We start from the raw sequence: 15772 nt of genomic DNA, 5'->3' as shown, positions 1-15772 counted from the left end.
CCCTAACATTTTATGCATGCCAACTATGCTGCTTTTTTAACGTATATCCGTAAACCGCAGTTGTGACAAGTGAATAAACTCATTATTATGCAAACCAGCTCACTTTCAGAGCTGTCTGGCGAAACCTTCGCCAATCCAAATGAAGCATCCTCTAGCGGCCGCAAAAATAATAAAAACAGTGCCCTTTCCAAACAAGGATATAAAGCAAAAATGAAATACTTTGAAGCAAACTTCGATGGGTTGGTAGGACCAACCCATAACTATGCCGGTTTATCTATCGGCAATGTTGCCTCACTATCTAACGCTAAAAACAGCTCCAGCCCGCGTCAGGCGGCAAAACAGGGCTTAAGCAAAATGAAGGCCCTGCATGACCTGGGTTTAGTACAAGGTGTGCTGGCACCACAAGAACGGCCCGATGTATACACACTACGCCGCCTTGGTTTTACCGGCACAGATGCCCAGGTAATTGAAAAAGCCGCCAAACAAGCCCCTGCGGTGTTTAAAGCCGTTTGTTCGGCCTCCAGCATGTGGACAGCCAACGCCGCCACCATATCGCCCTCTGCTGATACTGCTGATGGCAAGGTGCATTTTACCCCTGCCAATCTTACCAACAAATTTCACCGTTCACTTGAGCCTGTAACTACAGGCAAAATTTTGCAGGCAATGTTCCGTAACCCTCAACATTTTGCGCATCATACACATTTACCGGACAATGATCACTTTGGTGATGAAGGCGCCGCGAATCATACCAGACTTTGCAGCGCTTATGGCAAGCGGGGGGTTGAACTCTTTGTATTCGGCCGTTATGCGTTCGATAGCAGTAAGCCAGCACCCAAGCGCTTTCCGGCCCGCCACACGCTGGAAGCCTGCGAGGCAGTAGCAAGGTTACATGGTTTAAGTACAGAGCATGTGGTGTATATGCAACAAAACCCCGATGTAATTGATCAGGGCGTATTTCACAATGATGTTATCGCTGTGGGTAACCAGAATGTACTGTTTTATCACCAGCAAGCCTTTATCGACAGCCAGCAAAAGCTAACCGAGTTACAGCGTAAGTTTGGCCATGACACAGAGCTACACCTGATAGAAGTTAAAGACAGCGAGGTTTCTGTAGCCGAAGCGATTAAAACTTACTTGTTTAATACTCAGGTGGTGACATTACCCGGCGGTGAAATGGCTATTATTGCGCCAACTGAATGCCAGGATAACCCTGCCGTATCGGCCTATCTGGCAGCACTGACAGAGCGCAATACGCCAATAAAACAGATCCACTACTATGATGTTAAACAAAGCATGCGTAACGGCGGCGGCCCGGCCTGTTTACGCCTGCGCGTAGCGATGAGTGAGCAGGAAAAACAAGCTGTAAACCCGAATGTGCTGATAAACGATGCATTGTTTACCCGGTTAAATCAGTGGGTAGATAAGCATTATCGTGATGAGATTTCCGAAGCCGATCTGGCCGATCCACAGTTGTTGCTGGAGTCACGTACAGCGCTGGATGAGCTAACCCAAATTCTCGATCTGGGGTCGGTGTATCAGTTCCAGCAAGAATAAGTTATTAAATTTAAGTGTAAAAAAGGGAGCTGATTTAGCTCCCTTTTTTATCATCAATTGCTGGATGTACAAAGCTGTACAACGCCGAACGGATTGTCAGCTGGACGCGATGTTTCTGTCGTCAAATCGTCAGCAGCCGTAGGCAAGCTATATTCTCTGTAGCTGATGTTTTCAGTGCCTGCGGCAAAACCAGACACCTGAATACGTACATCTAACCAGCTACCAACATCTTGAGGATAAATAATATTGAAAGTAACAATGCCACTACCATCAGATGGCTCAATGTCGGAAACCACAGCAAAATTTCCGGGCGTTAATTGACCATCGGCATTAATATCCTCTCCAGAATCTAATACTCCGTTGAAGTTTGCATCTTCTGATACGCAATTGATAGGATCACTTATAGCAGGTGCAGAGCCAGATGCTCTCCAATTCTTAAATGCTGCTGGAGCCTCAGGAAACGCCGCCCAGGAACCTTTTCGGTAGTTGATAGAAGCAACTGCAACATTCAGCTGCTGGCCTACTACTGCATTCCCTGAACTATCAGTAACGATAATTGAAAACTCTTTTGAGTAGGTACTAATACTCGGCTTAGTAATAACATTACCAGTACCAAAGCGGAAAAATAATGTCCTTGCCCCTACAGCTAAGTCAGTTTCATCGAAAATAGTGTTGTCACGCGCTAAACTAGCTTTTACGATAAGGTTTGTTCCATTCACACCGCTACCAGTAGAAGAATCAGCAGTAAATACTGTAGACGCTACGCCTTGAGAGTTAGTCTTCGCGGTGCCATTACTGATAGTACCACCAGCCGCATTATCTAATGTAAATACTACTGTTTCATTTTTTACTGGATTATTATTTGCATCTCGCACTATTGCCCGAATTGCGCTGGATTCACCCACCCCTACTTGCGCAGGAAATGCTTGGGTTTCAACCTTTGAAGGATTATTAGCAACAAACTCGACTAGTTTCTTAGCACTTACCGCATTTCCAGCGGAGCCCCCGACTGCGCTAAGTGTAACTAAGCCGGCATATTCAGACTGAATATATGCTACAGCTACGCCATCATTATCTGTCGTACCAGTTACTGAAACTGTATTATTCAACAGTTCTGCCTCAGTATTAGCTATAACACCCCGGGTTGTGCTAAATGCAACATCTTCACCACCGTTAGGGGTATCGTTAATCAGCCACTCCACTGATATTTGTTGAGCTGTATTCAAATTAACTTCTTGAACTGGACTTCCGGGAAGTGCAGCACCGTCACCGCCAACGATTGTTAAAAACGCAAAAGCATCGGCGCTAATACTAATAGTAACACTGTTTGTAACACCTAACGCCGTTACCGTCAGCGTATCAACACCACTGTTGGTAGCGGTATAAGTAAAGCTCGCCTTACCCGCATTACCTGACGTTGCCGGGCTGGTATCACTTAATGTATTACCCAGTGCTGAAACAACTTCAATATCAACACCCTGAATGCCATTGCCGTTTGCATCAGTAAGGAATAAGTCAATCGTAGCTGTATCTGACAACACCACAGAATCTGGTGCGGCAATTTCAATACTGGTGCCAACTACGGCAACCGTTAACTGCGAGCTTTGCTGTTGAACTCTTGCCGTCACCACAATGTCGCGATTGTTTTTATCAATTTGCGTGGTTAGTGTCGCTCTGGCTACGCCGTTGTTCGCTGTTGTGCTATCAATTTGTACCAGCTCGCCTGAATCTGAAGAAAAGCTTACTGGTACACCGGCTAACACAACGTTATTGGTATCGCGAACTAAGGCAGATAACTCTACCTTGCCTGAAGCACCGGAACCAAGCTGTAAAGTATCCGCAATAAGGGCAACAGAGCCAACAGTGATATCTACTGTACCGCCGCCATCACCCGCAGAGTTAAAAGCAACATCCGCAGAAGCTCCAGAATACGTAGCAGTAACTGTACCTGCACCACTGCTGCCCCCTGCAAGTAACGATATAGTTGCCACACCCTGTGCATTGGTCACTGCACTGCCAGTTGTATTACCAAAAGTCGCCAAAGCAGTGTTACTGAGTTCAAACTGTACTACACGCCCAGCCACAACACCGCTATTTGTCGCAGTTAACGTTGCCGTTATTGTTAAAGGAGTTGCCTGGGCTAATGCTGTTGAAGCTGAGCCTGCAGAGTTAGTTAATGTTACGGCTAAGCTGTAAACCGGTGTAGTGTTGCCACCGCCTGTACCGCCGTCAGAGTCAAGAGTACCACCGCCACCGCAGGCTGCTAACATGGTTAAAAGCAGCGCAACGATAAGTTGCTGAACGTTTCGCATTAAAACTCTCCCAAGCTGTTTTTTTATTATATAGTTTTTGTTAATTCTGCATCTTAAACCAATAATCTGGCAAGCGTGATAGCAATTTATAAAAAAAAACCAGCACAATCTGCCTTTCCAGAGGCCAACCTGTTAGGCTTAGCGCTACTGCTTAATTAAAACTAGTCTGATGTTATGACAGGAAATAAAAAACTTGGGTTAACTGCCCGTATTGTAATTGGTATGGCGGCAGGTATTTTGGTCGGCTTTTTCTTCAAATGGCTGCTTGCAGGCCAGGATGAGCGGATACTGTATATTCTTGGCATGGAACTGCCACTTAAAATGTTCTTTATTGACGGTATTTTCCATATTGGTGGCGAAATCTTTATCGCCAGTTTGAAAATGCTGGTGGTACCGTTGGTATTTGTCTCTCTGGTGTGTGGCACCTGCTCACTGTCTGACACCTCAAGCCTGGGCAGGCTTGGTGGTAAAACTATCGGCCTTTACATGGTGACAACAGCTATAGCCATTACTCTGGCTATTTTTGCTGCCTTGCTGATAAATCCCGGAAAAGGCGTCGAAATGCACTCTGATGCCAGCTTTGATGTTAGCGAAGCGCCGCCGTTATCTCAGGTGTTTATTAATATTTTCCCCAGTAACCCTATTGAATCTATGGCTTCGGGCAATATGCTGCAAATCATTGTTTTTGCTGTATTGTTTGGCCTGGCAATGGCATTAAGCGGCAAAGCCGGTGAACGGCTGGCGTCGGTTTTTAATGATCTTAGCGAAGTCATTATGAAGCTGGTAACCCTGCTGATGAATCTGGCGCCTTATGGCGTATTCTTTCTGATGGCTAAACTGTTTACCACGCTGGGTTTTGAAACCATTGCCAGCCTGATAAAGTACTTTGGCGTGGTAATGACTGTACTGATACTGCATGGTCTGGTCACTTACGGCGTAATATTAAAACTGCTTACCGGCCTTAACCCGTTTATTTTCTTCCGCAAAATGCGTGACGCAGCGCTGTTTGGTTTTAGCACTTCCAGCAGCAATGCCACTATGCCGGTAACTATGGAAGCGGTAACCAAAAAGCTGGGCGTTAAAAACAGCATTGCCTCTTTTACCGTGCCGCTTGGCGCCACAATTAATATGGACGGTACAGCAATAATGCAGGGCGTAGCGACGGTATTTATTGCCCAGGTATTTGTGGTAGACCTGACATTAACCGACTATTTAATGGTAATAATTACCGCCACGCTGGCCTCTATCGGCACCGCAGGCGTACCTGGTGTCGGCCTGATTATGCTGGCTATGGTGTTGCAGCAGGTTGGTTTACCGGTAGAAGGAATTGCACTGATTATTGGCGTTGACCGCTTGCTGGATATGACCCGCACCGCAGTGAACATTACCGGTGATGCAATGGTGTCGTGTATTGTCGGTAAAAGTGAAAATGAGTTCGACGTTAATGTGTTTAACGACATTAACGCCGGAAGCAAAGAAGAAAATGTCGATTTTCATCATTTGCGCTAACCGCTAAACTGCCCTTTTCGCAAGTGACTAAGCAGGCAGTGTACGCTGCCTGCTACCCAATCCTTGATTGCTGCATCAGTTTTTGCCACCAAACCGATAAAATATTTGCCGAACCCATACCGACTTTTTCGGCAATGCCTTTGCGCAGCTGATACCGCACCTGAAACAGATCCCGCTGTGACATTTGCGACATTAAATAAGCGTCGCTTGTCTGAATTTCATCCACCAGTTTAAGCGGCAAAGCCTGATAGCCAAACCAGTGCTCACCGGTGGCAACCTGCTCTATATCCAGCTGTGGCCGGTGATCCTGCACAAACTGTTTAAACAACTGATGTGTTTGCTCCAGTTCCTGCTGAAATTTCTGCCGCCCTTTGTCGTTGTTTTCACCAAACAGGGTTACGGTACGCTTATATTCTCCGGCGGTAAATTGCTCAAAATCAATGTGGCCTTTTTTCAATAACTTATTAAAGTTAGGCAATTGTGCAATAACCCCGATAGAGCCAACGATAGCAAAAGGTGCCGCCAGGATCTTGTGGCCAATACACGCCATCATATAGCCGCCGCTGGCAGCAACTTTATCAATGGCAACTGTCAGGCTTACATCAGCTTTGCGCAAACGGTCAAGCTGCGATGCAGCCAGGCCATAGCCATGCACTACGCCACCACCGCTTTCCAGGCGCAGTAATACTTCATCTTCCTTATTGGCAACCGCTAGTATTGCAGTTACTTCTTCGCGCAGAGACTCGGCCTCGCGTGCGTCCATACTGCCATGAAAATCAACCACAAACAGTCTGGGTTTGGTTTCTGCCTTTTTGCTGTGCTGTGTTTTTTGCCATTGCTTAAACTGCTTTTTATCCAGCAACTGCTGCTGCATATCTTCAGTGACGGCTTTGTACTGCGCCGTTAAATCAGTAAATTGCAACTGGCCTTTTTTCGGCCTGGCTTTACCCGCGGCAGCACCGGCGATTAAACCAATAATTAAAGCTACAGCCGCTACCAGCGTTACCGCTTTGGCCAGAAACATCCCATATTCGTATATAAACTCCAAGACAGGCTCCTTAATAACGTTTTGCTGCATTGTAACGGCTTTAACAAAAAGAAAAAGCCCGGCGAACCGGGCTTTACATGCCAGAACAGTATAACTTAGTTAGCTGGTGCTAATACAGCAGGGTTAGTTACTAAAACTGCGGTGCCTCCTGACTGAATAAAGCTTACAGTTTGCGTTTGCATTTCAACAGTAGCTGCTGCACTGGCTTCCGGGTTCAATATCGAGCTGTGGTCACCCACTGTAAACTGAGCCAATGCATTAGCACCGTCTGTAGGGAACCAACCAGCAATATTATCAACTTTTTGAACACCAAGCAGCCTGGCCAGCGGCAGTGTGCCTGCCAAAGGCATTTTTTGTGCTGCTACAGCCAGTATTGGCTGCTCAATACCATTAGGAATAACTTGATCCGGCAAATTCTCATCGCCATCACCTACTACAGCAATAACATAGGCCGGTGTTTCACTAACAACCAGATGTTGGGCATAGTTATTTGGATCGCCACTGTCTATTACAGTTTGAGCAGCAAAAGCAAACTGATTATAACCAGCATATAAGGCTGCTATTGTTGCATTCTGCCCTTGCTGCATTAAATATTGCTCAAAAGCGTTATAACAAGCAGCAAAAGGAGGCACTAACGCCTGCCCACAACCACTTTGAGCTGTTGCAAACTGCGCAAATGCAGTGCTTATTTCTTCTCCCCCCACCGCAAATAACACAGACGCTTTAATCAACGGGCCAAAACTACCTGATTCAAGCAGGAAATTAGCAATAGCACCACCAGGCATAGCCAGTGTTGCGGTGTTAACCTGATAAAGTGAATCAATCAGTGCTTTCTCATCTTCATCTAACTCTGTACTTTCAACCGGCATATTTGCCATAGCAATTGCTGAGGTACCTGCTATCGCACCTAATGAGTGACCAATAAATTGCACATTGGCAGGGTTAATAGTGCCACTCTGCGCCAGATTACTGAAGTTAAGTCCTAATCTCACGCCAAGAATATCCGCAATGCTCTGCCGCACATTATCCCTTGTTGTTAACAAGCTCTGCAAATTCATATAGTCAGTTGCATTGTGGGTAGATGCATTAATGACGACAGTTTCTATTCCATCCTCTGTCTCTACATCAACAGTGAAACCACGATCTCCATGTAATACATGGTCTATCGCTACCATTGCATAGCCGGAAATCGCCAGACTGCCAGCGATAGCCAAGGCATTACTCTTATTGCCGGTAATACCATGCTGGAATATTACCACCGGCCAACCATTTGCAGGTGCAGCTATTGGATCCTGGCCTTGTAAGCCCCTTAAAAAGTTAATCTGTGCCAAGTCCGGCACCGTCATCAATACAGGTACATTGCTAATTTGATTTACTTTAGGAACCGGGTTAAATTTTGTTATATGCCTCGATTTATCAATACCTAAATCAAATCCCAGAAGATTTAGAGGGTTCATTGCTTCTTCCGGCGTTAGTCCTAAATCAGCAGGGTTTAACAGACCGGCTTCAATCGCTCCCATCAACGTTACCGGGCTGTCAGATCTGGCTAACCAACGACCTGATAACGGCGCTAGTGGCTCTTCATCTGTGGGAACGGCGCTGAAATAAGGTAATGTAACAACACCGCCATATACTTGGGCCGTTGTTGCAGCAGCATAAGCCGGATTTGCTAAATTAGCCTGTGATGCAGGTATAGCCCCAGCAATGACAAGTGCGTCCGCTGCGGTATAGTTTTGCGCAGCAACCATAAGTGAAGGGCGTAGCCCATCTTGCATAATCATCTGCTTAATAGCATTAAAAACCACATCGGTAGACTGCGTGGTTATAGCAGCTGTATATATAATGCTACTGCGATTGACGCCCGAGGCTTCAACAACATCTTCAAAACTGTTAATCAGTTTCTGCAATGATATCTGGGAAGGGGTAGACAAAGGTAATTCATCATCATCCTGACTTACCAATTCATAACTTGAAGAGGGGGCAATAGAGTTACCTGCGCTATCCTTCAGCACGTTCGTTAAAACAAGCATATAGGTAGTTGCTGATTTTAGCGGACGAAGTGGAATGATGGCCACATTATTACCACTGGCGCCTGATACAAAATCAACGCCAAAAGTTAACTCTCCAACGACCTTACAGGCATGTCCCTGATCAAGCAGGCGGCAGTCTGCATCAGTAGCTAACCGCCCCCCTGATACAATTTCAAAAACTCTGACCGCACCTTGCTGAGAAGCACTTTCAGCATCCAACGTAATACCGGCGGAAAAATCAATAGCAATTGTAAAAGGGTTTTGAGTAGACCAGCCATCAAGGGCACCTAATGCAACCTGCGGGTTAGTATAATCAGGCTCTGCGCCAGAATCGGTGGTTAAAGTACCATCAGTTGTGCCTTGAAATAATAAATCATTTGGCACAGACAGCCTTGGTGTGGTGGCACCCGGATCGAATACTACTCTGGAATATGGTTTAACCGTGTTGTTGCCGGTATCTTGCTTAATATCATCTAAAGAATCACCGCCACATCCGGTTAAACCTAATGCAACAGCAACAGCCACACTCAGTGTCAGCTTATTCATAGTTTCTCCCCTATCCTGTCTCTTATTTTTTATATGCAAAGCAAAAACTTACCTTGCTTATTGGAAGCCTGTTGTACATATAGCCTGTAACAGCTACGACCAGTTAAAGTTAACTCAAACCAGGCAAAATCGCTAGCTGAAAAATACAGAATAAACGAAGAAAGGTGCAAATAGCCCGGTTTGAGCGTATGCTTTCGCCGTTTTTGCAGCAACAGGTGATATTTTATGCACAATTATCAAGCAGCTACAGATGCACTAAAGGACAAAGTAATTTTAGTTACCGGTGCCGGTGATGGCATTGGTAAAGAAGCGGCGTTAACCTATGCCCGTTTCGGCGCCAGCGTTATTCTGCTGGGCAAAACAGTAAGCAAGCTAACTGCGGTTTATGACGAAATAGTAGCCAGTGGCGGTAAAGAGCCTGCCATAGTGCCACTTGATTTAAAAGGTGCCACCGCAAAGCATTATCGCGATATGGCCGCTACTATTACTGCTGAATTCGGTAGACTGGACGGCGTACTGCACAACGCCGGCATTTTAGGTGTCTTAAGCCCGTTTGAACATATCGACTTACCCACCTGGCAAGACATTATGCAGGTTAACGTTACCGCACCAATGTTGATGACACAGGCTTTAATGCCGGTACTAAAATTATCTGCTCAGGCATCTGTTGTTTTTACCTCTTCCGGTGTTGGCCGTAAAGGCCGTGCGTTCTGGGGGCCTTATGCAGTATCTAAGTTTGCCACTGAAGGGCTGATGCAGGTTATTGCAGATGAGTACGACAACAGCACCATACGGGTAAACTGTATAAACCCGGGCGCTACCCGCACCAAAATGCGCAGCCGTGCCTATCCGGGCGAGGATGTTAACCTGTTAAAAACACCGGCAGATTTAATGTGGCTTTATGTTTATCTGATGAGTGATGACAGTATTGCTGTTAACGGCCAGACTATAGATGCGCAGATAAAATAGCAAAACAGCCTCTTGCTCACTAATGTGCAAGAGGCCGTTTTTAGTTTACTTACTTTGCTGCGTAAACCAGCCTAGCCTTTTAATACCGTTGCCACTGATTTAGCAAAGTAATTAATGTTGCTGTGGTTTAGGCCCGCAATGCTCACCCGGCTTGAACCCACCATATAAATGCTGAACTCACTGCGCAGGCGGTCAATTTGTGCTTTGTTAATGCCCAAAAAGCTGAACATACCGTGCTGACGGGTGATAAAGCTGAAATCCTGCTGCACACCTTCAGCTGCCAGAGTGTCGATAATCAACTGGCGGTAGTTATTAATGCGATCACGCATTTCAGCCAGTTCCTGATGCCACAAGCTGGTTAGCTCGGCGCTATCCAGAATATTGGCAACAATAATGGCACCATGTGCCGGTGGCATAGAGTAAATACTGCGCACTACACTTAACAGGTTTACTTTGGCAACCTCGGCCACGTTACTGTTTACAGCAACAATAGATACTGCACCGATACGCTCGCGGTACAAGCCAAAGTTTTTTGAACACGAGCTGCACAGAATCATCTCATCAACGTTATCTGCCAGATAACGTAAGCCTTTGGCGTCTTCATCCAGGCCAGTGCCGAATCCCTGATAGGCCATATCAACTAAAGGCGTAAAACCTCGCTCTTTAGCAATATCGGTAAAACGCTGCCACTGGGCGAAGGTTAAATCCATCCCACTGGGGTTATGGCAGCAAGCATGCACCAGCACCACATCACCGGCAGGCACAGTAGCAAGTTCAGCAAACATCGCTTCTTCATTCAGGCCTTTGGTGTCGTAATCATAGTAAGTGTATTCTTTTACATTCAGGCCAGCAGCCTTAAACATAGAGATATGGTTAGCCCAGGTAGGGCTGGTTACCCAAATAGTGGCATTCGGGTTAGCTTTTTTAATAAACTCAGCCGCTACGCGCAGTGCACCGGTACCACCCGGCGTATGTGCCGTGGTAACCCGATTAGCCAGCAATACTTTATGGCCAATGCCAAACGCCAGTTTTTCGATATGGGCATTAAAGCCCAAATCACCGGCCATACCGATATAGGTTTTGCTGTCTTCCTGCTTCAGGCGCAGTGCTTCAGCTTCTTTTACGCACTTCAGTACTGCCGTATGGCCTTGCTCGTCTTTATATACACCTACCCCGAGGTCTACTTTGTTCGGGTTTGGGTCTTCTTTATAGGCTGCCATTAAACCTAGAATTGGATCGGTTGCCACCGGTTGTAACTGAGCAAACATAGTGTTCTACCTGAGTTAAAGTTGCATGAAAAAAGCTACGGTTAGGGTAAATACGCCGGTACGGTTAAACATACCGCTACCAACAACGCCAGAGCATCTGCCGTAAATACGTTTTTATTAAAATCTTCGGCATCGATAATGCCGGCTATTTTGCCTGATTGGTCAAACAGAGGCAAACAGGCTTCAGCCTGCACTTTAGGATCGCAGGTGTAATATTCCCCGCCTTTGCCCAGGTAAGCCGCCACATCATTAATCACTTTGGCTTTACCGCTTAAACCTACCGTGCTGTTATTACTGATTTTGGCAAATTCGCTGTTTAACGGAAATTCAGCACGCGATGGCGCACCATAATAAGCCAGTTTTACCAGCACCGGCTCACCGCTAAGGTTGGTACGGGCCTGATAAATACCAAACCAGTCCAGTGCAGAATGTTCGCGGTAAAACGCGGTAATAAGGCTTAGCTGGGCAACTGCATGCTGATTAGCCGCATTTTGCCCGCCCAGAATTGCCGTTAAATCATAAGGCTCGTCGGCCAGTTGCCCAAACAGTGAGCAAGCTCCGCCTTCACCAAGCTCCGGCACTTTGTACTGCCATTGCACCGCTGGCGCGGCGGCTGAGGTTAAAAAAGCCTGCAGTTCCGTCTGGCGCTGTTGTACTTTTTCAGTAAAAGCCGCCAGTGAAGTATCACCCAGATACGCCTTTATACCGGCGCGTTCAACATAGTCGGGCACAGAGACTGCATCTCGCAACATTATAGCCATCCAGATTTCTAAAAATTGATAAGCATTCTACCAGAAGCGGCTAAAAAACCAAGCCAGGCGGTAACAAGTTCAGGAATTTGTTGCCGCCACATCCGTGGATGTTTAAGCTGACAGCTCTGTAAAGTAAGCGAAGCAAAGTAAGCGAACCCTCTTATGGCAGGCAATAAAATTTCTCTGGCCGACTGGCAGGCCAAAATGAACCCGGCAGGTGCAACTGCTGCAGTGAAAGACGATCCGAATCTGGTGTACAGCACCGACAGCGGCAAAATAAACGCTAAGAGCGCCGCCAAACCGGTGGCAGAAGCTTTTGCCGATGGCGCAGTGCGCATAAGGCGCGAAACCAAAGGCCGTGGTGGCAAAGCAGTGCTGACTATTAGTGGTATTGCCAAACCGCATGACGAACTGGTGTTGCTGGCAGCGAAACTGAAAAAGAAATGTGCCTGTGGTGGCGCGGTAAAAGATGGTGTGATTGAAATTCAGGGCGATAAGCGCGAACTGGTAGAGCAGTTATTACAGGCCGAGGGTTTTAAAACTAAATGGGCCGGTGGTTGATAGACGCAAAAGTGCCGGTTCATTATCTCTCAGCGAGAAGAGAACCGGCTTGCTCTAAGCTAACCGTTGAAGGCATGGATGCCTGAGTCGAGCCCCCACGGACGGGTTTACGGCGCGTTAGCGTGAGCAAACCGGTTCGAGTCCGGAGCACAAAACGTTGTGCTGCCTTACTTCACCGCTTCACGATTATACGACTGGCCAACGGCGCCGTTAAAAAAGCTGTCTTTTAACCAGTAAGGTCGCTGGGTGGTGTTGGCAATATCCAGCGCAATATTAAAGTTAATATTGGCAAACACCGCACCAGCGTCATAGCGGATTGCTCCGTAATCTTTAATCAGGCTTGGAATATCATCTGATGGCTTATGATAGTGTTTGGCAAAAAAACTGGCCCAGATTTTACCGCCGTCCTGCTTGGGATCCTGCGATTTAAAACCGGTCATTAAGAACACCGCCGGTACGCCTTTTTTCACCAGTGTATAGTGATCTGAGCGGGTAAAAATAGCCTGCTCCGGCATAGGATCTGCACTTAGCGCTATGCCTTCTTTCGCTGCGGCGTTTTCTACCACTTTACCCAGCGACGAATGGTTTGCACCAAAGGCTATCATATCGGCAAACGGATACAACAACACCGGCATATCCAGGTTAACGTTAGCCACCAATTTATCTATTGGCCGGATGGGAAAGTGCGCGAAGTAATCGGCGCCGAGCAGGCCTTTTTCTTCACCGGTTACCACCACAAACAAAATTGACCGCTTTGGTTTTACCGGTAACTGAGCAAATAAACGCGCGGTTTCCAATAAAATAGACACACCCGCAGCATTGTCCATGGCGCCATTGTTAATTTTATCCTCGTTACGTAAGTCGTTGCTGTAGCCAATATGATCAGAGTGTGCCGTTATTACCACGTACTCGTCTTTTAGTACCGGATCGGCCCCTGGTAATACGGCAATAACGTTAGGGCTGGAAATATCTTCATGGCTGCTGCTACGGCTTAAGGTAGCCGATACACCGAGCTCAAACCCCACCGGGTTTTGCTTATTGTCCAGTTGCGTAAAAATATCAGCCAGTGATTGCGGCGCTTTGGCAAACAATGCTGCCGCAGCTTCATGGTGTACGTAGGCTCCGCCTTTTAAGTCCGGGAAGCTGTCAGCCGGTGTGCCATCATCTTGTAACCACTCCATGCCTGGCGTGTTTAAATACAGTAAGCTGCTGGCATATGGCCGCACTTTTTCCTGTACCGGGGTATGCACGGTAATAATACCTACAGCGCCACGCTCTGCCGCTAAACGGGTTTTCTGGCTGCTTAAGTGTGCGGCTTCTTCGCTTGGCAGGCTGTCCGGCCGGCCAGTCAGCAGCACGACTATCTTGCCTTTTACATCCAGATTAGCGTAGTCATTTAAACCAAATTCTTCCGATACCATGCCATAACCGGCAAATACCAAAGGTGCGGTAATATCGGTTTGGGTGTACTGCAAACTCGGGCCGGTAAAAAAAGCTTTGGGGTAACTAAGCTGGGTATCTTTGCCATCGGTATGCAGGGTAAATTTTGCGCTTTCCTGTGCTAACCGCGCCTGGCGCAGCGGCACACGCTGGTAATAGCTGCCATTGTCACCGGCAGGCTCCAGGCCCAAAGCCTGTAATTGCGTGGCAATATACAAAGAGGCAATTTCATGCTCTTTGCTGCCGGTTTCACGCCCGGCCAGCTGATCTGCGGCCAAAAACTGCATATGGGCTTCAATGGCTTTAGCATTCGCCGCACCGGCAGGTGCTGACACTGACGACTGCGTTGCAGCGCAACCGGCTACTACTGCCAATAGCAAGGCAGCAGGTATAAATTTGTTTATCATAGAGTTTTCCTTAAAAACAACAGTGCCAGCATGAGCTGGCACTGACTTTACGGCAACAGACTCAGCTTAGTTTATCCGTTGCTTGTATTTGTTATGTAACTGCTTATGGCGGTTGTTTAAGTCAACTTCCCGGCCGTCAATCCACAGGTGGGTAACCTTGTGGCTAAGATAGTCGAAAATATCACCTTCAGATACCACCAGGCTGGCTGCCTTGCCCACTTCAATGCTGCCAATTTTATCGGCAACACCGGCAATTTGCGCGGCATTAATAGTAACAGAACGTAACGCCTGCTCCGGTGTTAAACCAAAGCTTATGGCCTGGCCGGCGGCAAATACCAGATTGCGGGTATCCCAGTAACCATCCAATGACAGCGCGTAGTTAACACCGGCATCCTGCAAAGTTTTCGGCACGGTAAAAGCCTGGCTGTAGTTTTCATCAGCACGGCTGGGTAAACCGTAAGGTGCAGTGTAAATAACCGCCACTTTGGCAGCTGCCAGCTCATCAGCCAGGCGCCAGCTGTCACGGCCGCCAACAATAGTCAGCTTAAGGTTGTACTCTTTGGCCAGCAACATGGCCTGGCGAATTTGTCGCTCGTCATCGGCATGCACAAATAGTGGCCGTTCACCGTTAAACACGGCCAGCATTTCATGCCAGCGCGAGTCTACACCTCTATTTAGCCCGGCCTGCTCAGCATCATAATAAGCTTTTGCAGCCTGAAAATACTGCTGCAGTTTCGCCAGTTGTTCAGCATTAGCTTTACGCACTTCGTCGGCCGGCTTTGGGTTCCAGCGTGAACCCAGCGTGCTGGCATTAGGCCAGCGCACATGCAGGCCGGTGCCGTCAGCCACTAAGGCGTCCTGGTAATTCCAGGCATCTAACTGCATCAGGCTGGATTGCCCCATCAGCATACTGCCGTCTGGGTAAATCATGCTGTAGGCAAAACCGTTGCTGCGAATGGTAGGAATAACCTCTGAATCGGCGTTGTAGCCCACTTTAGCTTTAATATCCGGGTTAGTCTGGGTTACTTCACGCGAATCGTCGGTAGAGCGCACAGCCTCTATTTCAATTAAGCCCAGCTGATTAGCCAGAGCTATCAGGCCCGGATACAGGTGCTTACCGTCCAGCGCCAGCACTGTTGCACCTTGTGGCGCAGTCAGGTTTTGGCCAACGGCCGCAATTTTACCGTCCACAATTAACACATCACTGTCGGCCTTTATACCGTCGGTTACGGTATGAATTGTCAGGCCGGTTAACAGTAACGGGCCTTCGGCGGCTTTGCCCGGCACCATATCGTGTGCCAGCATTTGTGCGCTGCTCAGGCTGCCAGCTAAGGCAACAAACAGGCTTAAACAGGTTTTAGAAAGTTTCATGCTGC

The 15772-nt window shown here is 47.4% G+C and carries 11 protein-coding genes; 4 read left to right on the top strand and 7 right to left on the bottom strand.

The features are described 5' to 3' along the window. Positions 1 to 210: 210 nt before the first annotated feature. Positions 211 to 1554: an N-succinylarginine dihydrolase gene (gene astB / locus J3B89_RS12170; RefSeq protein WP_215397844.1), complete on the top strand. Its 1344-nt coding sequence runs from the start codon at positions 211 to 213 to the stop codon at positions 1552 to 1554. A gap of 53 nt (positions 1555 to 1607) precedes the next feature. Here astB and J3B89_RS12165 read toward each other — a convergent pair whose 3' ends face one another. Beyond that, complete coding sequence (locus J3B89_RS12165; protein ID WP_251372395.1) at positions 1608 to 3974, bottom strand: beta strand repeat-containing protein; 2367 nt, start codon at positions 3972 to 3974, stop codon at positions 1608 to 1610. Between the two features lie 66 nt (positions 3975 to 4040). Between J3B89_RS12165 and J3B89_RS12160 the strand changes: the two genes are divergently transcribed. After that, positions 4041 to 5375 carry a dicarboxylate/amino acid:cation symporter gene (locus J3B89_RS12160; RefSeq protein WP_215397843.1) on the top strand — a complete coding sequence of 445 codons (1335 nt, stop codon included), beginning with the start codon at positions 4041 to 4043 and terminating at the stop codon, positions 5373 to 5375. A gap of 52 nt (positions 5376 to 5427) precedes the next feature. Here J3B89_RS12160 and sohB read toward each other — a convergent pair whose 3' ends face one another. Further along, complete coding sequence (gene sohB / locus J3B89_RS12155; protein WP_215397842.1) at positions 5428 to 6423, bottom strand: protease SohB; 996 nt, start codon at positions 6421 to 6423, stop codon at positions 5428 to 5430. Between the two features lie 95 nt (positions 6424 to 6518). Next, positions 6519 to 8999, bottom strand: a complete 2481-nt coding sequence (locus J3B89_RS12150; protein ID WP_215397841.1) for a VolA/Pla-1 family phospholipase — start codon at positions 8997 to 8999, stop codon at positions 6519 to 6521. A gap of 225 nt (positions 9000 to 9224) precedes the next feature. Between J3B89_RS12150 and J3B89_RS12145 the strand changes: the two genes are divergently transcribed. Beyond that, on the top strand, positions 9225 to 9968 hold the full coding sequence (locus J3B89_RS12145; RefSeq protein ID WP_215397840.1) for a YciK family oxidoreductase: 744 nt from the start codon (positions 9225 to 9227) through the stop codon (positions 9966 to 9968). Positions 9969 to 10039: 71 nt separating this feature from the next. Here J3B89_RS12145 and J3B89_RS12140 read toward each other — a convergent pair whose 3' ends face one another. Together J3B89_RS12140 and J3B89_RS12135 are read right to left on the bottom strand one after the other, a co-directional pair. Further along, positions 10040 to 11236: an amino acid aminotransferase gene (locus J3B89_RS12140; RefSeq protein WP_215397839.1), complete on the bottom strand. Its 1197-nt coding sequence runs from the start codon at positions 11234 to 11236 to the stop codon at positions 10040 to 10042. Between the two features lie 41 nt (positions 11237 to 11277). Next, positions 11278 to 11988, bottom strand: coding sequence for a GAF domain-containing protein (locus J3B89_RS12135; RefSeq protein ID WP_215397837.1), 711 nt, complete (start codon positions 11986 to 11988; stop codon positions 11278 to 11280). Between the two features lie 162 nt (positions 11989 to 12150). Here J3B89_RS12135 and J3B89_RS12130 point away from each other — a divergent pair, with 162 nt between their 5' ends. After that, positions 12151 to 12549, top strand: a complete 399-nt coding sequence (locus J3B89_RS12130; RefSeq protein ID WP_215397836.1) for an SUI1 family translation initiation factor — start codon at positions 12151 to 12153, stop codon at positions 12547 to 12549. A 167-nt stretch (positions 12550 to 12716) separates the two neighbouring features. On the opposite strand, the gene J3B89_RS12125 is transcribed toward J3B89_RS12130, so the two are convergent. Both J3B89_RS12125 and J3B89_RS12120 read right to left on the bottom strand, forming a co-directional pair. Next, entirely contained in the window at positions 12717 to 14396 is a 1680-nt protein-coding gene (locus tag J3B89_RS12125; RefSeq protein WP_215397835.1) for a M28 family metallopeptidase, read from the bottom strand. Positions 14397 to 14462: 66 nt separating this feature from the next. After that, positions 14463 to 15767, bottom strand: coding sequence for an amidohydrolase family protein (locus J3B89_RS12120; RefSeq protein WP_215397834.1), 1305 nt, complete (start codon positions 15765 to 15767; stop codon positions 14463 to 14465). Positions 15768 to 15772: the final 5 nt, after the last annotated feature.

This window comes from Rheinheimera oceanensis (assembly GCF_018831085.1).
GTDB lineage: Bacteria > Pseudomonadota > Gammaproteobacteria > Enterobacterales > Alteromonadaceae > Alishewanella > Alishewanella oceanensis.
The sequence above is the reverse complement of the archived record's forward strand: the minus strand, read 5'-3'. Positions and strand labels throughout refer to the sequence as shown.